Below are 18,406 nucleotides of genomic sequence, written 5' to 3' on the forward strand. Positions count from 1 at the left end.
GATTATGTAAAACGCAGGCATCTCTCATTTTTTAGGACGACATTAATCATGAACAGATCGCGGATTATCCCCCTCCTTTTTGCTGTGCTGTGCAGTTGGGTATTTCAGGTGCAGGCCAATGTGGTCATTTCCGGTACCCGGCTGGTTTACCCGGCAAAGGATCGTGAAATCACGGTCAAAACCACGAATATGGGTAAAGAGCCCTCAATGGTGCAGGTGTGGATCGATCGCGGTGATCCCAATAGCCGTGCCGATAATGCCAATGCTCCTTTCCTGATCACTCCCCCGTTGGTGCGCATTGAGCCCAACAAAGGACAGGCGTTTCGCATCGTGTTTACCGGCGCAGCACTGCCGAAAGATCGGGAGTCGATATTCTGGTTCAACCTGCTCGACGTGCCGCCGCTGCCGAAAGACGCGGAGGCCAATGTGATGCAGGTTGCTTACCGTTCGCGTATCAAACTGTTTTATCGCCCTGACGGGTTGGCGGGTAACCCGGTTAAGGCTGCCGAATCCCTCACCTGGTCGCGGGGAGCTCCGGGCAAAAGCGGCGTCGCGCTACAGGTGCGTAACAATAGCCCCTTCTATGTCTCGTTGGCCAATGTCAGCCTGAAAAGCGGCAGTGCGGTGTTTAAAGATACCGAGGGGAAAACCCTACCCCCGTTCAGCACAGAAGATATCACGCTGAAAGGTGCGGGTGCGTTACCAACGGGGCAAACCAATGTGACGTACAGTTGGGTCAATGACTACGGCGCAGCCGTTGAGCAAACCACGCCACTGACGCCATGACCAACAGGTTTACCATCTGCGGCACCAGACAGAGTTCGGACGATGAATACTCACTTTCAGAAGATGATAAATAGAATGAAAACAAAGCAAGCATCGCGCACCAGATTGTTTGCGCTATCGCTGTGTGGCATGGCGTTGGCAGTTCTGGGCAGTTCCCAGGCCTATGCTGTTATTACTATATGCAACCCAACGCCGCCGATTTCTCTCTCGTTCCCGACGGTGGTTTTTGAAGGCGGGGCGGATGGCCCGACCATTGGCCAGCCTATCTCGAGCGGCTGGGGGGCTGTGATGAACAGCCCCAACTTCCTGACCGGCGATGCCGACTGCCTAATTGATAGAGGTATTATATTGCCTACGTACAATGGGGCGGTAGTCCCGGGTATCACCTATACCGAGGATGGCCAGATTTACCCGATATATACCACCAGCGTACCGAGTATCGGCATCATTATGGGGATAAAAGCGACGGGGGTGGCGGATTACAAGCCGGTAATGCGCCCTCCAGATATTATTTTCTACCCAAACCCCAGACCATCACGAGGCATGGGGATAACCATCCATGCCAAACTGATCGTGATTGGTCGCCTAACCAGCGGTGTTTACCCTATTGCCAGGCAGGAACTGGTCAATGTTTATGCCAATGGTTCGGTCGCGAATACGGCCACCTATGGCAGCACTTTGATGCTCGACGCCAGCACGGTGATCATTAGGGCCAGCACCTGCCAGATGAGCAGTGCTACCACGCAGAACGTGCGGTTGCTGCCGGTCAGCAAGAACCAGTTCTCCGGCGTGGGCACATCGGCAGGTGCCGACGCTAATTTCTCGCTGACGACACTCTGCGGCAGCGGCGTCAAGCTGTACGCCACGATGACCGATGGTTCCGACCCCGGCAATACCGGCAATATACTCAAACCTGCTGAGGGGACCACCGCATCGGGTGTGGGCGTCCAGATACTCCGTGATGGCTCGCCCATTTTCTTTGGTCCTGACTCCTCTATGTCAGGGAATACCAACCAGTGGTACATCGGCACTGCTAGCAGCGGGGGGAGTGAGCTCTTTACCATCCCACTGAAGGCCAGATATGTACAGACAGAGACGGGCATGGTGGCAGGAAGCGTGAAGGCCAGAGCTACCGTGACCTTTTCTTACCAGTGACCGCGGTATTTAACAACCATAAAAACCGGCGAATCTGCCGGTTTTAACGGCAAGACGGTATTGGTGAGACACCGTCAGCCCTGAACCGAGAGTTGCAAAAACAGGTAGCAGAATAAGGCTTACCTTATATCACTCGCCTCAGAATCTTCTTACGCTGTTGCTATGTTTAAAAGTAGCAATAATATTTTAAATCCCACGCGCCAGGCTCCTCATCTGCCCAAAGCATTACTGTACCTGTTTGCTACGGCGCTTTTGTGTTGCCTTATTGTTGCATTGGTTTTCTACGTCTATTTTTTGATCAATAGTACCATTTCGGATTATCGCCGACAGATGAATGCCGCGGCTTATAACGCCCAGTACTTCTTTGACGAGCGGGAAGAGCTATTGCGGTCAATGGCTGCGTCTGCCATTCATTTACCCAAAATCATCGCCGTTGAGAACTCAAAACCTGCCGCCCTTGCGGAAGTCATCGTCCTGCCACTCCAAAATAGCGGTGACAGGCAGCATGGAATCATTATTACTCAGCGGGATAAAGCTGCATTAGAACGTAGCCATACACACCTGATCTATACCTCCATGCAATCCGGAAAAACCAGCACAGTGATACCTGTAGAAGGTGGTTCGCTCCCGGTTATCTCTCCTGAAAGTCAGGTCTGGATAGCTGGTTTTTTGGCCAGTCATGACTGGCAGTCGGGCAAAGAAGGTGCATTGCCTATTGCCTGGATCAACCCACCAAATGATAACGACAGCACGCTTTATCTCTTCACACCGTTAGAAGTTGACGATCTCGACGCAGGCTGGCTAGGGTTAACGTTTCACCAGATTGCAGCGAGTATTGATCTCTCTACGCTACAGGGAGTCGGTTACGACCTGATAGACCCTCAGGGTTTACCCGCTCTGCACAGCAATAATGTTTCCCATGAATCCCGGCACTGGGAGGGGAAATTTATCAAGGATATGTTTGGACTCACGGGCAAAAAATGGTTTCCAGAGTATCTGGTGCTGCGAAAATCCGTGGGTCATGCAGGCTGGAGCTTGGTTTACACGGTTCCCATTAGGCAGCTTTTTAAAGACAACTTGCCGATGGTTAGAACGGCATTTTTTATTTTTATCTCGTTGATTATATGTGTCATTGTTAGTTTGTATTATCTATCGCGCCGTGTTTTGCAGCCAGCCATGAATCAGTTTTCTGCATTGGTAGACAGTGAAAAACTGAATCGTAAGATGATTGAAACGGCCTCTGTCGGGCTGGGTTTGGTACGTTGCACGGACGGGGCACTGCTTTTTTCTAACGATCTCGTGAAGGCATGGATCGAGAACGACCGAGACTGGCAGACGCGTATCCCTACGGCTGAGGGGAAGACCGCCGACTATGAACTGTCGTTGGGCGATGGCCGAACGATCCAGTTGAGCTGCATTCCTACCACTTACGGTGGTGATGCGGTGATCCTGAGTGTCATCAGTGATATTTCGGGATTGAAAGCCATCGAACGATCACTAGTTGAATCCCGTAGAATGGCTGAGTCAGCAAACCAGGCAAAAACACTGTTTCTCACCACCATGAGCCACGAAATTCGTACACCGCTGTATGGCATTCTTGGCACGCTTGAGCTTTTCGCATTAAGTGACTTGTACGGACAGCAGTACGAGTATATGAAAACATTACTGCATTCCTCTTCCAGTTTATTGCGCATTGTTAATGACAGCCTGGATTTATCGCGTATTGAGGCAGGGCAACTCACGCTGGAGATTATGCCGTTTTCCCCAATGGAACTGGCCGAGTTGGTCGTGGAAGCCTACGCCGCCAAAGCGGAAAGCAAAGGTTTGCAAATCTATACCATCTCTGACACTCAGGTTCCGTTGCAAGTGATGGGCGATGCCATCCGGGTGCGACAAGTGCTGGATAATTTGGTTAACAATGCCATCAAGTTCACCATTTCCGGCCATATCATATTACGTTTGTATGCTTCCGAGCAGTCTGGGGATAGTGTCAATCTCACTTTTCAGGTGGTGGATACGGGGGTAGGTATTGATTCTGAGCATTTGCCTTACCTTTTTGAACCGTACTTTCTCTCTGAGCAAAACCCGGCGGAACCGCAGTCAGGATCGGGTCTGGGATTGTCTATTTGCTCTCGTCTCGCCCAACTCATGGGAGGGGGCCTACAGGCTATCAGTGAGCGTAATTTGGGGACGCGCATTACCTTTGAAGCCACTTTCTCTCTTGCTGATGGCAATAATATGGCCACGCAGCTCCGGCTATTGTCTGAACCCGTATTTATCGATGGTGCCGTGCCTGAAGTGGTCTCGAACCTGTGTCAATGGCTACGGCTCTGGGGGGCTCAAGCTTTGCCTTTTCGCAATGTCACCCCCCGTAATCACCATCGTGGAATATTAATCCAAGCTTGGCCTCCATCACTGCAATCACCTGAGTGGACAGGGAAACGCATTCTCGCTCTGCCGCTAACCCTAGGGCCAAAACAAGTTCGAGATGACGATGCTTTGATAGTCGGGGCATACAGCGTGATCGCGATCGGGCGCGCCGTGCAGGCCGTTCAACAAAATACTTTTTCTGCGTCCACTATCAGTAAGGCATTTGCCGCTGAAAAGCTGGATCTGCGTGTGCTGGTGGTTGATGACAGTCCGATAAGCCACACAGTATTGCGCGAGCAGTTAACTCGGTTGGGTTGCGAAGTGGTCACTGCCACCGAGGGATATGAAGTGGTCAATCTCTCTGACATACATACTTTTGACGCCGTATTGACAGATTTATATATGCCAGGGCTAGACGGTTATGGACTCACTCGGACCCTGCGTAGACAGGGATATAACGGCCAGATCATTGGACTGACAGGCAGTGCTTATCCTGAGGAAAAACGCAAGGGAAAAGAGGCCGGTATGAACCGCCTTTTGCGTAAGCCTCTGTCACTTGTGCAGCTCCACTCGTTGCTGCATAAGTTAGACACACACAGGAATTGAATATATGCAGTTACGATATAACCAACTGAAACCGCAGTTAAGGATTAATGCTTATTCCCGGCATTTAATTGACCGGAATATGCTAGAACGAGGCTTGGATGAGGGGACGATCAAAGCTTGGTTTCAACCCAGGATAGCATTATCCAGTGGTAAAATTGTGGCTGTTGAGGCGCTGGCTCGTTGGGATCATCCTGAGTACGGTTTCATGCTGGCGGGGTCGTTTTTTGAAGCTATCGGCCACTATAACCTCCAGCGGACGTTGGTGTTTAAAATACTCAGTGATGCACTGGACGCACATCTTAGATGGCAGCGAGTTGGACATATTCTACCTGTGTCGATAAACATCCCGGTTCCGCTGCTTGACGATATGGATTTCCTCGATGAGTTATATCGCCGGGTAAATGCGAGCGGTATTGATGTAGCAAATGTGAGCATCGAGTTAATCGAAGATGAAGCAATTTCGGACCCGGTGAATTATTATCAAGGAACTAGACGATTACGTCAGCAAGGCTTTGGATTGGCACGGGATGATTTTGGCTGCGGCTATAGCTCAATGTATAACCTTACTTCAATGCCGTTTACCGACCTGAAAATTGACAGATCGTTTGTCAGTGGTGTTCTCCAAAACGATGCCCAGAAAATAGCGCTTATCTCCTCAGTGCAACTGGGTAAACAATTGGGGCTGAAAGTTACCGCTGAAGGTGTTGAAACCGTGCGCGAGTTAGAATTTTTGCGCCAAATTGGTTGTGATTTCGCTCAGGGTTTCTTGATTTCCGCAGCGGTAAGCGCTGAGAGCCTTGAAATGCTCCTGTATACGGAGTAGTGCGAATTTTATTCACCTTCAGTCCTCGTTGATAGGTCATTATTATTCATGCCGCAAACGCCGTTTAGCAGAATTACGTACACATCACGCAGGCAAAACTGGGTGTTTTTCACTTTGTTACTGATCACTGTGATTCTAGCCGTGGGCCTTTATTGGGGGTCACAGCGTATCATTGACCAGGAACGGCGTCGTTTTACGCTCGATTTCTCAACGTTGGTTGGCTACGTGAATGAACAGGAAGTCTTCCTGCGAAATTTACGCAGCGAGAATCAGCGCCTTTCCACGCTTCCTCTCCTACATGTTGCCAGTTTTTACGAAGAGAAAAAATTGACGGATGCACGTGGTCGGCTATTTGTCGGACGTGAATCGAGAGTGAGTATGCCGTTTTCTGTCGTGTGTGAAAATGAGACGGGCTGTCCTGATCTGAAAGAGACGTTTTCTTCACTCGGCAGTTATCTAGCTGATTTTTATTCTGCCTTCTGGGCTGCCTCTTATTTTCCTGCTACGACCGTATTTTTTGTTGATGGGGCTGATGAGATGAGCATCAGCGTGCCGGCAATTAATGTGAATGCCGGCTATGAACCGATTAATATCGAAACCTACCATGCAACCACAGAAGCGGTACGCCACAAGCTGCGTGGCAACGAGCTGAATGGCTGTGGTTCCGAACAACATCGTCAGAAAGACAGTGAGGTTATCTGGTTTCGCGCCAAAACATTATCTGACCAGCTTATTGGGCTGGTCTCGGCGGGGTTGCCTCAAGGTGTTTGGAAAAATTCCCTTATTCACACGGAGTGCATTTATGCCGCGACGCTGCTGAACCGTTCAAGATTAGGGGTACTGGAAAAAAGACTAAACCCGGCTCCCGAACACAGTTTCTGGCTCCAGCATAGTCATGAAAGGTGGTTGACTCACCGAAAGTATGGATTGTTGTTAGGTGAAGACAACATACCAAATTTTGAAAGTACGGGCCTGCATTACACCCTTACTGGGATTGTACTGAAGTTGTCTGATCAAAGTGGTGACTGGACAGGTATCTACCGGGTGAGCTACGGCAGTTTCTTCAGAAATAATGTCTGGCTTCCGATCAGTACGCTGGTGTTACTGATGATTAGCGTTGCGGGTTGTTTCGTTTATATGCGTTGGTATAACCGTCGGGTTGTCGCACCTGCGCAGGAAGCGCAGCGTGAAATCCTTGCGAGCGAGGCGTTTAATCGCACACTGATCGAGACCGCTCCCGTGGCGTTGTGCCTTATTGACCGCTCTGAAGCTACATTGATTTTTGCCAACGCGTTGGCGCTAGACTGGCTGGGTGTGGACGAAGAGGCAAGACCTCACCAAAACGATGCGATTAAAACACTTTTCAGTCAGCTGCAAAATGTAGAGCAGGGAGGCGCTATAGAACGGCTCACTCTTCCTGACGCAAGAATAGTGTATGTCGTTTATGCGCCAACACGCTATCGGCAACAGGCTGTTATCCTTTGTGCTTTTACAGACGTTAGTGCCCATGCCGAGATGGAAAAACATTTGACGTGGGCCAAACAAGCAGCCGACGAAGCAAATGATGCAAAATCTACTTTCTTGGCGACAATGAGCCATGAAATCCGTACTCCACTGTATGGTGCGCTCGGTACGTTGGAACTCCTCTCGCTAACCCAATTAAACAACCAGCAACGGCAGTATGTTGATCGGATCGAGAGCGCTTCACAGATGTTATTGCAGATTATCAGCGATATTCTTGATATTAGTAAGATCGAGGCCGGGCAATTACAACTGGATAAAAGTGAGTTCAATCCGCGTGAACTTGTACAGGAATGCACAGGAACTTACGCCGGAATGGCGCACCGAAAAGGGCTTCTGTTGTTCTCAATTATTGCAACGGATATCCCTGAGCGGGTGATAGGGGACCCGGCGCGGATCCGGCAAATCCTGAATAACCTCATCAGTAATGCGATTAAATTCACAGAAATAGGGACGGTTGTTGTTCGTTTGAGCCAGTTGGAACGCTCTTCCCTTAGTGCCAAATTTCTGCTGGAAGTATGTGATAGTGGTGTGGGGATAGATAAAGCGGAACAGGAAAAACTGTTTACACCATTCTATATGATTGATGCCGAACGTAATATGGCTGGTGGGGCAGGGTTGGGGATGTCTATCTGTGCGCGACTTGCTGAACTGATGGACACCAAAATCCAGCTCCGCAGTGAACCCCAGATAGGAAGCCAATTCTCTGTCGAACTGAATACCGAGCTGGTAGAGGCGGGTGATACATTGACCCCGCAACTTAATGGCATATCCGTTCTGGTTCGCACGCCACACCCGGAACTGACCGAGAATATCTGCAACTGGTTAAAACGTTGGGGAGCAGAGGTTGTCACTGAGACTGACGCACTCTTAAAGACGGAAAGGCAAACCATTGTGCTGAATATTGTGCGAAGAGTTACTGACATTCCAAAGGGATGGCCGTGGCTACGCCTCGATCTCTCTTTGTCTGGGGAGGCAGTTGCGAGTTCAGATGTGGATGCCTACAATTTAAGCAGTATAGGATTTGGTCTTGAACGTTTGCATCATGGCGTGCAATGCACCAAATCTCCGGTGCCGACTCTGCCACATTTTAATTTGCGTATATTGGTCGCTGAAGATAATCCGCTTAATCAGGTTACTCTTAAAGGCCAACTGGAAAAGCTGGGTTGCGAGGTCACAATTGCCGATGATGGTGAAGAGGCACTCGCGTTGTGGGATATCAGCCCACATGACATGGTCATGACCGATGTCAATATGCCTTATCTCAACGGTTACGAGCTGGCGCGTAAACTACGAAATGAAGGCGTGACTGCACCAATAATTGGCGTCACGGCCAATGCAATGCGTGATGAAGAGAGACGCTGCGTTGAAGCCGGAATGAATGCCTGGCTCGTCAAACCTATCGAGCTTAAAGAGCTGGCTGAACTGCTACGTAAGCACGTGCAACCAGGCTGGATTGACGACGGGGGGAACGAAAATACTTTCATTCTGCCTGAGCCAAATGTGTTGGAAAAACATCGCAGTATTTTTCTGGCGAGCATGAAGGAAGATTTACAGCATTTGGAGGATGGCATTGCTCAAAAAGATGCTGACTCTCTTATCATGACGTTGCATCGTATGCGTGGTGCGCTGGTATTGGCTCAGTTTCGGGAGCTCGCATCGGAAATGGAAATGCTAGAACAACAGATGCAAGAGAGTCACCTGAATGAGGAAAGCCTGGCTGATGTGGTCGCGATGGCGGCTGAGATAAGCCAGTTACTTGTGCAAATCGAATCAACTCCATGAGAAAAAATGATGAAAATGCTACGTGTCGTTCTTCTTGATGACCACAAGGTGGTTCTCGCCGGGATGAAATACTATCTGGAGCAAATCCCAGGGATCATTGTCGTTAACACTTTTACTCAATCTGCCGATCTCATCCGCCATGTCACTGGTGATCCGCCCGATGTGATCATTACTGATTATAATATGCCCAAAGATGAGGAGTACAAAGATGGGCTGAAGTTCGTGGGCTATCTTCTGCGGATGTTTCCCGATATCAAACTATTGGTACTGACGATGATTTCTAACCCGATGATTGTCTCTGCACTCTATGATCAAGGGGTTTCGGGCGTGGTACTTAAGCAGGATCCTTTAGATGAAATGGCCTCTGCACTTCGAGCATTACGTGCCAATAATAGATATTACCCACCCTCTTTTCAAAGTGAAGGCCGCCGCGACGAACGTGAAATCTTTCTTCGTGAGCGTATCAATAGCCTTTCGCCGAGGGAATTTGAGGTATTGCGCTATTTTGTTGAAGGCGACTCTATTTCGCATATTGCCGAAAGACTCAACCGCAGTGCAAAAACGGTAAGTCTGCAAAAAAACTCGGCAATGAGAAAATTAAATGTTGATTCAAGCCAGGAACTGATCCGTTTTTGTATTGGAAATCATATTTTTGAGTAAGAGTTTAAGCACCAGATTTTTTTATTGTGCTTATTTTAGATGCAGGGGACCGACAAATTAAATACCTCAACAGCCTGATTGAAGGTGACCACGGTAAGCTGCGGTGGATAATCAATTAGATGCCAGGCTTCAAATCGGTGAAGACGGCTTACGCCACGATCAAGGACGGCTGTTGGTAACCGTGCCGAGCTAAAGCCTGAATGGATTGGCTGGCCGTTGGCGTAGACATGTGGCTACGCCACCCACCCGTTATTCGGCATCCACATTCGAGATAACTTGCTCGACATCGTCTAATGTGCCGATTCTCACTTCTCCGGTCCTACACATTTTACTTTTATCAATCAGCAAAATAGATTGCGTGGCGCGTTTAAGCAGCATGGTTTTAAATTCAGCATTAAACGGGTTGGAATCCCACAGCACGCCATCAGTATCAATACCTTCACATGAGAAGATAAACAGGTCGATTTCAATGTTTTTCAGTAGTGAGAATAGTGCCGGATTAACGTAGCAGGCATATTTGCGTTGCAGCAAACCTCCGGCGCTGATCAACTCGATATTTTGATGTTTCGCCAGTTCCTGACAAATTCGCACACTATTAGTAAACACCGTGATATCGATATCTGGCAGTTTTTTAGCTAAATACCAACAGGTGGAACTGGCATCCAGCGCAATCACCATCCCACTATCAATCAATGACAAAGCAAGAGCGGCAATACTGGCTTTACTGGAAAGGTGACTTTTCAGGCGCTTGGTAAAAGGATCGCCGCTATCTTTGGTGGCGCGCTTAATGCTTTTGGCTCGTCCATGCTGGCGGATGATCAGCCCCTGAGCTTGTAGCTCATTGAGATCACGGCGAATAGTTTCCTGGCTGACCGCAAGTAAGCGGGCCAGACCTGCTGTCGTCAGCGTTTCATGCTGCTTGATGTGTTGCAGAATTTCCTGATGACGAGACGCTTTCATGATCCTCTCCGTCAGCAAAGCCATGTATCTGATGCCTGATTAATATCAGCACTGAATACATGGCTAAAAGGGTGAGGTTACGTGATAGTCAGTTTAAAAAACAGGCGTCACCCCCTTCTTTAGCAGAATATTGCCGTATTTGGCCGTCTCTCCTGTGATGACGATCGCAAATGCTTGTTGGGCGCGTTGGTAAAACGCAAAACGGTCAATGCGCTCTACCGGAAGTGCTTTGCTAGCACCAAATAGGGCGCGTAAGTAACGTTTTTCAACCGAAGCATCGAGTGTATCGCCGTCAACTGCCGCCATCATTACCAGCGGTGGCGCGTAGCTATCCAGCTCGAAGAGTGGAATGGTGGCCTCCAGTAATGCACTGACGGATAAACCATCGGCATGAATCACTTGCGGCCCGCCATTTTTACCGATGGCATGGGCCGGAAAATGGGCATCTGAGAAGATAATTTCATCACCGTGCCCCATTTCTGCCAGTGTTTTGAGCAATTGTGGTGATAGCAACGGCGAGATAGTTTTAAGCATGACACTCTCCTTTCAAAGGCATGGCTTCAGTTACCGGGGGAGGGCAGTGAGTGATCGCCTGATAAAGTGGCTGTTGGTCGCCCGGTTGATAATATTGATAGTGGTAATTAACCTGTGCCCGAGCTTCTTCGGCACTGGCATAGTAGCCTGTGGCGTGCCAAGCAAATAGTGCCGCGCCCAACACAGTTGTTTCGGCTTCATCAATGACTTTAATCGGTAAATTGAGCACATCAGCTTTGATTTGATTCCACAGCGCATTGCGGCTACCGCCACCAACTAACAGCAACTCCTTGGTATGGAATTCGCCAATCCTTTCCAGTAGCGCCAGATTACTTTTCAATTGCCAGGCCAGACCTTCTAATGCGGAGCGATAAAAGTGCCCACGCCCGCTGGAGAGCGAAACGCCCTGCCAGCCGCCGGATAAATGGTGGCGTGTGTTGCCAAGTAAGTTGCAATCCATACGTACCCCGTCAGCACCTGGCGAGATAGCCTCGGCCTCATTAATCATCCGCCGATAGACATCGGCACAGGCATCATCGTGCCAATACAGTTGACGAACCCATTCCAACACGCCGGAAGCTAGCCACTGCAAACCGGGGTTGAATAAGCGCGGGCAACTGTCCAGCTCGCAGGTGGATCCTGCAAACTGGGGCAGCAGCGCAGTATTAACCTGCGGTGTGCGCACCATCAGAATCTCCCAAGTGCCGGATGACAGCACCGGTTGATCTAAATCGGCTCCGGAGCCAAATAAAGCAAACTGGGTATCGTGACCCGCAGAAATCACCGGCAAGCCCACCGGTAGCCCCAAGGTCGTGGCGATATTCGGTAACAACTGGCCGATGATGTCACCCGCAGCCACCATTGGTGGGAATAAATCAGCCTGAATACCTATCTTGTGCAAAATTGCAGCGCTGAATTGTTCACGTTTTACATCCAGTAGTTGGCTGGTGCCCGCCATGGTGCGGTCAGTGGTAAATTCCCCGGTGAGGCGGTGGTTAATCAATGATGAAATAAATAACCAAGCATGGGCCTGCTCAACTAAATCTGGCCGATTCTCCTGTAACCAAATCAGCTTGTATAAGGTGTTAAAACTGAACTGACCAATGCCCGATATCTGTTGTAATTTTTCGGCCGACATATAACTGGCGATGTTTTCCATCACTGCAACGGTACGTGGGCATTTCCAACTGATAATCGGGTACAGCATCTTGCCTTTGGCATCGACTAAAGCCCCATCCACGCCAAAGGTAGTCACTGTCACAGCGTGAATTTTATCTTTTTGAATTTGTGGCAGTAACTGGCGGCAGCACTGGGCAAAACTCTGCAAAATGTCTTCCAGCGGCCACAACTGCCATTGTGGATTGGCCAAGTCGGGCTGGCTATGGTTGGGCAGCACGGCTTTGGCAACTACCACACCTTGAGGATCGACTGCAATCGCTCGGATATTGGTTGCGCCGCAATCTAAAACGATGACCACATCGCGCTTCATAAAGGCTCCTGTAACTACCATCTGGCAGCAAGGATGGTTATCTGACTCAGGTAAGAAGGGGTTCCTACCTGAGCCAGGCCATCAAATCTTTTAAAAATTACGGATTATTATTTTTTATATAATGGGCCGTAATTCTGGCAGGCACGGTAATCCTGCCCTTCGATATCCATACCGTGTGCACCCCAAGCGGTAGGCCGGTAGACACTCTCTTCCTCTACGTTGTGCATACAAACCGGGATACGCAACATTGATGCCAGCGTAATGAGGTCAGCCCCCACATGGCCGATAGTCAGCACACCGTGGTTCGCTCCCCAGTTCGCCATCACTGAATACACATCACTGAATGGGCCCTTACCGGTCAGACGCGGCGCAAACCAGGTGGTTGGCCAGCTTGAATCTGTGCGTTTATCCAGAGTGTCATGGACAGACTTTGGCAACTCAACACTCCAGCCTTCGGCAATTTGTAATACAGGCCCTACGCCCTTAATCAGGTTGATGCGACTCATGGTAAATGGCACACCGCCACGGGTCAGGAAACGAGAAGAGAAGCCGCCGCCACGGAAATATTCATGGATCGCCGGGCACCATTCGGTCGCTGCCAGACAAGCATCGGCTTCTTGCTGGCTCACTTGCCAATGCGGTTTGATGGTCGGTTTACCTTGAGCATCGTTTTGGCGGCAAGTGCCATCCAGTGCGGCGGAACCTGAGTTAATCAGGTGGATAATGCCGTGCTCGGCTACCCCCTCAAGCTGATGACCTGTCACCCGCTGTACCGCCTCCGGTGACCAATAGGTCCGAACATCGGCAAAGATCTGCGCAGTCCCGGTTAACGTATGGCCAAACAACATCGCGACGCCATTTAAACTGTCATTTTCGGTGGCGATAACCATTGGCTCGCGCACCCCATTCCAGTCGAATGAGCTGTTTAGTAGGGCTTCGGCGGTATCACCGTTCGGGTATTGATCCGTCCAGTGGCGCTGCCCTTGGAAACCGGCCGCAATGGCGTTATAGCCTAATGCTTCTTCACCAAAACCCTTGGTTGCCAGTGCCGGGTTACCTTGCATCATGTCGCGGATACATATTGCCATTTGCAGGCTTTCGCGCAGTACCGCGCGGCTGCTTTCCGCAGAGCGGCGATACTGTTCGGCGTTTTTATCAGGCCCGAATTTAAAGTTGCTATCTGCCCATGACAGTGCCAGTTCGAGCTCTTGCTCATCATAGATTTTGTGGTCAATACGGCGGCGCAGTTCGGTCATGTCCACTGCCTGCACTTTCATCCCCAACCAAGACTCAAAGAAGTTATGGTCAACAATGGAGCCGGCGATCCCCATTGATACACCGCCGAGTGAAAGGTAGCTTTTGCCTTTTAAGCTGGCGACGGCCAAGCCTGCACGGGTAAAACGCAGCAGTTTTTCCTGCACATCAGCAGGGATGCTGGTGTCATTGGCGTCTTGCACATCATGACCATAAATAGAGAAAGCGGGCAGCCCTTTCTGATTATGCGCCGCCAGTGCGGCAGCCAGATAAACAGCCCCTGGACGTTCGGTACCATTGAAACCCCAAATGGCTTTCGGGCGGAATGGGTCCATATCAATGGTTTCGCTGCCGTAACACCAACAAGGCGTCACTGTGATGGTTAGACCGATATTCTGCGCACTGAATTTATCATCACAAGCGGCAGACTCAGCCATGCCAGCAATACAGGTGTCGGCAATGACGCACTCAACTGGCGTTCCACAAGGATGGCGTACTATTTCTTGCAGAAATTCTGCGGTGGCACGGGCCATTTTCATGGTTTGTTCTTCCAGTGATTCACGCACGCCCATTCTGCGACCATCGATAACCGGACGAATACCAATTTTAGGTAATTGAATTGTCTTTTTCATAATTGTTCCTTATGTTCTATAGCAAAATTTAATTTATCAGTAATCCAGGTTGTTAATTCACTGGTGATGTCTTGAATTTGGCAAAAATAAAGATAATAGCGAAGCACAATGCCGGGATAAGTTCTGCTGTTGGTATATTACCCGCAGCATCACTGGCTAACCCCATAATAGGTGTGACAATGCCGCCGCCGACAATGGTCATTACAATGATGGAAGCGCCATATTTAGTGTCTTGATTAAGATTCTTGATGCCTAAAGAAAATATAGTTGGATACTGTATCGACATAAACATACTGCATAGCGTTAATGCTAATAATCCAAGGTGTCCGCCAAAGGCAGCAGAGATAATACATAACAACATTGAGATGAATGCATAAGCGGCTAACACTTTTTCTGGTGCGAAGCGAGTAATTAACCAGGTGCCACTGAAACGACCAATAAAGAAAAAGACCATGGTGGCAGTTAAATAGTTTGCAGCATATCCAGGGGTGATATTGGGTAATTCTTCAATGGCGTAACGAATTAAATAACTCCAGCAAGCTGTTTGAGCACCAACATAACAGAATTGTGCTAATACCGCCCAACGCCAATGTGTTATTTTTAATAAACGCGGTAATGATGCAAAGAAAGAGCCATTATGTGCGTCATCTGATTCGCTTTTTATTACCGGGAAGCGAGTGACAAGAATTAATAACGCAACAAAGATAACCACGGCGACAATAATTAAATAAGGTAATTGTACGGCTTTGACCAAACTATGATGGTAGCTGTTTAAGTCTTCAACTGACAATTTGTCTAATACTTCCTGTGTCTGATGAGGAACATTGGAGAGGATTAAACTTTGTCCAAACACTACGGCAATGATGGCCCCAAACGAGTTAAATGTTTGTGCCAGATTGATACGAAAGTGACTGGTTTTTTCAGGCCCCAATACAGTAACAAAAGGATTAGCGGCCGTTTCCAGGCAGCCTAAACCCGCAGCGATAATGAATAAACCGATTAAAAACAAGGTGTAATTCATTGTCTCAGCGGCAGGCCAGAACAGAGCGGCCCCAAAGGCGTAGAACAGTAAACCGGTAATGATCCCCGCTTTATAACTGAATCTTTTCATTAGGATACCTGCAGGTATCGGGATTAAAAAATAGCCAAAATAGAAAGAGGATTGAATCAGTCCAGCTTGAAAGTTGGTTAGGGTAAACGCCTGCTGAAATTGGGGTAATAAAATATCATTCAAGTTGTTTGCTACTGCCCAAAGGAAGAACAGTGAGCACAGCAATGCGAAAGGTATCAGATATCTTTTTTTATTTGCCGACTCGTCACTTACCGAGGCGGAAATTTTGCTGCTATCTGTTTGTATTAAAATATTTCCCATGATGCCCTCGTCAGATGTTGCACTTATTCTACTCGTCTTGAAATACGTAATATTCGACGGAAGTCTTTTATTTAATGAATGACACTTTTATTTTATCTGGCAGATATGAGTGCCGGAGTGAAAATTAAAATATCCTCATTGCGTTAAGTCCCGTTCTTTATAAGGTAAAAATAACTAAAAAGTATGAGCTGAATCACATTGATAACTCAATGCTGATATTTTGTGATGATAATCACTTTAAATAAAAATATTTCATGACCGTTTGAAAGGAATTTTGTTTCAAACCCACAAACATAATGACCGATTTTTTTTATTTCCGTCACAAACGGTCAACTCATCATAAATAGACATGTATTTTGTTCTTGGACAGTGATTTGACCGTTTAATCATATTGTGTTTTCAAACGGACATTTTATAAAAATAAATGAAATTAAAATCACCACAAAGTGATCAATAGTCATGACGGTGATCACAATTTTTTATGCTTGATTTCTTACTTCAATTAAATAAGAGAAAAATATCGCACATATTCACAGTTGTTAACGTTCATTAGCCTATATCCATCATTTAATGAATTTTATATTTAGGTGTTTGTATCCTAAGAGAGGACAAAATGAAAAAAGAAGCATTGGCGCGCGATATTATTAATACTTGCCTGGAGATGACCCGCCTGGGACTAAATCAGGGGACTGCTGGCAATGTTAGTGTGCGCTATCAAGATGGCTTTTTGATTACGCCATCCGGTATTGCCTACGACAAACTGACGGAGTCGCATATTGTTTATATCAATGCTGACGGCCATCATGAAGCCGGTAAAATCCCTTCCAGTGAGTGGCGTTTTCATCAGGCAGTTTATCAAACTCGCCCAGATGCTAACGCGGTCGTCCATAACCATTCTGTTCATTGCACAGCGGTTTCAATTCTTAATCGGCCAATTCCTGCCATCCATTACATGATTGCCGCTGCGGGAGGTAATGATATTCCTTGCGCGCCTTACGCGACTTTTGGCACCAAAGCACTTTCAGAACATGTAGCTGTGGCGATGAAACACCGTAAGGCGACATTATTACAGCATCACGGCCTGATTGCGTGTGAAGAAAATCTGGCAAAAGCCCTGTGGTTGGCCCACGAAGTGGAAGTGTTAGCCACGCTGTTGCTGGCAATCTTACCGATTGTTGATGAGGTTCCGGTGTTATCCGTTGATGAAATTAGCGTGGTCTTGGAGAAATTCAAAACCTACGGTTTGCGGGTAGAAGAGTAGACAACGAGTAGGCGGATTAACACATTGAGGAATCAATCATGAACAGAATGATTTTAAATGAAATGGCCTGGTTTGGCCGGGGTTCACTGGATGCCTTAGCCGACGAAGTGGTGCGGCGTGGTTATCAAAAAGCCTTGGTCGTAACAGACAAAATGTTGTTCGAATGCGGAGTAGCAACGCGCTTAATTAGCCGTCTGGAAAAGGCGGGTCTGGATTTTGCGGTTTTTGATGCCGTCAAACCCAATCCGACTATTAGTATTGTGCAACAAGGGGTGGCTGCTTTTCGCCAAAGTGGTGCGGATTATCTGATAGCCCTTGGCGGTGGCTCGCCGCAAGATACCTGTAAAGCCATTGGCATCATTATTAATAATCCGGAATTTGCCGATGTGCGCAGCCTGGAAGGGGTCGCCGATACCCGCAAACCTTGTGTGCCAATGATGGCCATCCCGACAACGGCCGGTACTGCGGCAGAGGTCACCATTAATTATGTGATTACTGATGAAGAGCGGCGGCGCAAGTTTGTTTGTGTCGACCCCCATGCTATTCCGGCGGTGGCATTTATTGATGCGGATATGATGGACAGCATGCCCGCCGCGCTCAAAGCAGCCACTGGCGTGGACGCTTTGACTCATGCTATCGAGGGGTATCTGACAAAAGGAGCCTGGGAGCTTACGGATGCTTTGCACCTTAAAGCTATCGAGGTTATATGTCGCTCATTGCGCGCCTCGGTAACAGGGGATGAGGCTGCGACCGAAGATATGGCACTTGGGCAATATATCGCTGGTATGGGGTTCTCGAATGTGGGCCTTGGATTGGTACATGGAATGGCTCATCCGCTGGGGGCATTTTATAATATGCCTCATGGCGTCGCTAATGCCATTTTACTGCCTTACGTCATGCGTTATAACGCCGCTTATACCGGTGAGCGCTTCCGCCAAATCGCTAGGGTAATGGGGGTGGATAATGCTCAAAGTTCACCGCTGGAACAGGTGCGTGAGCAAACAATTGAGGCGGTGATTACCTTGAATCGCGATATCGGTATTCCATCTTCTTTGAGTGCAGTAGGGATGCGTGCCGATGATATTCCGGCATTGGCCGCCGCTGCATTTGCTGATGTTTGTACCGGAGGAAACCCGCGAGAACCCTCAATTGATGAGATTATGGCGCTTTACCATCAAGCCTGCTAAATAGAACGGCT

General features: G+C 48.4%; 13 protein-coding genes. 8 read left to right on the forward strand and 5 right to left on the reverse strand.

What is annotated here, in order from left to right; translation table 11 throughout:
- The first annotated feature begins 48 nt into the window (after positions 1-48).
- From DJ58_RS23680 to DJ58_RS04625, 6 genes are all read left to right on the forward strand, one after another.
- A complete protein-coding gene (locus DJ58_RS23680) occupies positions 49-786 on the forward strand; it encodes a fimbrial biogenesis chaperone (RefSeq protein WP_071985002.1) in 738 nt (245 codons plus the stop codon).
- Between the two features lie 348 nt (positions 787-1,134).
- The gene (locus DJ58_RS22245) at positions 1,135-1,941 is read left to right on the forward strand and encodes a fimbrial protein (protein ID WP_161598496.1); all 807 of its coding nucleotides are present in this window, start codon (positions 1,135-1,137) and stop codon (positions 1,939-1,941) included.
- Between the two features lie 162 nt (positions 1,942-2,103).
- Complete coding sequence (locus DJ58_RS04640; protein WP_004706353.1) at positions 2,104-4,917, forward strand: ATP-binding protein; 2,814 nt, start codon at positions 2,104-2,106, stop codon at positions 4,915-4,917.
- 4 nt (positions 4,918-4,921) lie between these two features.
- Positions 4,922-5,740, forward strand: coding sequence for an EAL domain-containing protein (locus DJ58_RS04635; RefSeq protein ID WP_004706354.1), 819 nt, complete (start codon positions 4,922-4,924; stop codon positions 5,738-5,740).
- Between the two features lie 102 nt (positions 5,741-5,842).
- Positions 5,843-9,046 (forward strand): hybrid sensor histidine kinase/response regulator, encoded by a 3,204-nt coding sequence (locus DJ58_RS04630; RefSeq protein WP_050413869.1) that lies wholly within the window; start codon positions 5,843-5,845, stop codon positions 9,044-9,046.
- A 6-nt stretch (positions 9,047-9,052) separates the two neighbouring features.
- Complete coding sequence (locus DJ58_RS04625) at positions 9,053-9,706, forward strand: response regulator (protein WP_004706357.1); 654 nt, start codon at positions 9,053-9,055, stop codon at positions 9,704-9,706.
- 249 nt (positions 9,707-9,955) lie between these two features.
- Here DJ58_RS04625 and fucR read toward each other — a convergent pair whose 3' ends face one another.
- The 5 genes from fucR to fucP form a co-directional block, all read right to left on the reverse strand.
- On the reverse strand, positions 9,956-10,666 hold the full coding sequence (gene fucR, locus DJ58_RS04620) for an L-fucose operon activator (RefSeq protein WP_032910043.1): 711 nt from the start codon (positions 10,664-10,666) through the stop codon (positions 9,956-9,958).
- Positions 10,667-10,759: 93 nt separating this feature from the next.
- Positions 10,760-11,200, reverse strand: a complete 441-nt coding sequence (fucU, locus tag DJ58_RS04615; RefSeq protein ID WP_032910045.1) for an L-fucose mutarotase — start codon at positions 11,198-11,200, stop codon at positions 10,760-10,762.
- Positions 11,193-12,689, reverse strand: a complete 1,497-nt coding sequence (gene fucK, locus DJ58_RS04610) for an L-fuculokinase (RefSeq protein WP_004706360.1) — start codon at positions 12,687-12,689, stop codon at positions 11,193-11,195. Before fucK ends, fucU begins: the two co-directional genes overlap by 8 nt.
- Before the next feature lie 107 nt (positions 12,690-12,796).
- Positions 12,797-14,575, reverse strand: a complete 1,779-nt coding sequence (fucI, locus tag DJ58_RS04605) for an L-fucose isomerase (protein WP_004706361.1) — start codon at positions 14,573-14,575, stop codon at positions 12,797-12,799.
- 52 nt (positions 14,576-14,627) lie between these two features.
- A complete protein-coding gene (gene fucP / locus DJ58_RS04600) occupies positions 14,628-15,947 on the reverse strand; it encodes an L-fucose:H+ symporter permease (RefSeq protein ID WP_004706362.1) in 1,320 nt (439 codons plus the stop codon).
- 613 nt (positions 15,948-16,560) lie between these two features.
- On the opposite strand from fucP, the gene DJ58_RS04595 reads away from it, so the two are divergent.
- Entirely contained in the window at positions 16,561-17,208 is a 648-nt protein-coding gene (locus tag DJ58_RS04595; protein WP_004706364.1) for an L-fuculose-phosphate aldolase, read from the forward strand.
- Positions 17,209-17,243: 35 nt separating this feature from the next.
- The gene (gene fucO / locus DJ58_RS04590; RefSeq protein WP_032910047.1) at positions 17,244-18,395 is read left to right on the forward strand and encodes a lactaldehyde reductase; all 1,152 of its coding nucleotides are present in this window, start codon (positions 17,244-17,246) and stop codon (positions 18,393-18,395) included.
- Positions 18,396-18,406: the final 11 nt, after the last annotated feature.

Source organism: Yersinia frederiksenii ATCC 33641 (assembly GCF_000754805.1).
Classification (GTDB): Bacteria; Pseudomonadota; Gammaproteobacteria; order Enterobacterales; family Enterobacteriaceae; genus Yersinia; species Yersinia frederiksenii.

What these genes read in the sequence shown, in the direction of transcription:
- DJ58_RS23680 (WP_071985002.1), top strand. Translation starts at nt 49, where the DNA reads ATGAACAGATCGCGGATTATCCCCCTCCTTTTTGCTGTGCTGTGCAGT.
- DJ58_RS04640 (WP_004706353.1), top strand. Translation starts at nt 2,104, where the DNA reads ATGTTTAAAAGTAGCAATAATATTTTAAATCCCACGCGCCAGGCTCCT.
- DJ58_RS04635 (WP_004706354.1), top strand. Translation starts at nt 4,922, where the DNA reads ATGCAGTTACGATATAACCAACTGAAACCGCAGTTAAGGATTAATGCT.
- DJ58_RS04625 (WP_004706357.1), top strand. Translation starts at nt 9,053, where the DNA reads ATGATGAAAATGCTACGTGTCGTTCTTCTTGATGACCACAAGGTGGTT.
- fucR (WP_032910043.1), bottom strand. Translation starts at nt 10,666, where the DNA reads ATGAAAGCGTCTCGTCATCAGGAAATTCTGCAACACATCAAGCAGCAT.
- fucU (WP_032910045.1), bottom strand. Translation starts at nt 11,200, where the DNA reads ATGCTTAAAACTATCTCGCCGTTGCTATCACCACAATTGCTCAAAACA.
- fucK (WP_004706360.1), bottom strand. Translation starts at nt 12,689, where the DNA reads ATGAAGCGCGATGTGGTCATCGTTTTAGATTGCGGCGCAACCAATATC.
- fucI (WP_004706361.1), bottom strand. Translation starts at nt 14,575, where the DNA reads ATGAAAAAGACAATTCAATTACCTAAAATTGGTATTCGTCCGGTTATC.
- fucP (WP_004706362.1), bottom strand. Translation starts at nt 15,947, where the DNA reads ATGGGAAATATTTTAATACAAACAGATAGCAGCAAAATTTCCGCCTCG.
- DJ58_RS04595 (WP_004706364.1), top strand. Translation starts at nt 16,561, where the DNA reads ATGAAAAAAGAAGCATTGGCGCGCGATATTATTAATACTTGCCTGGAG.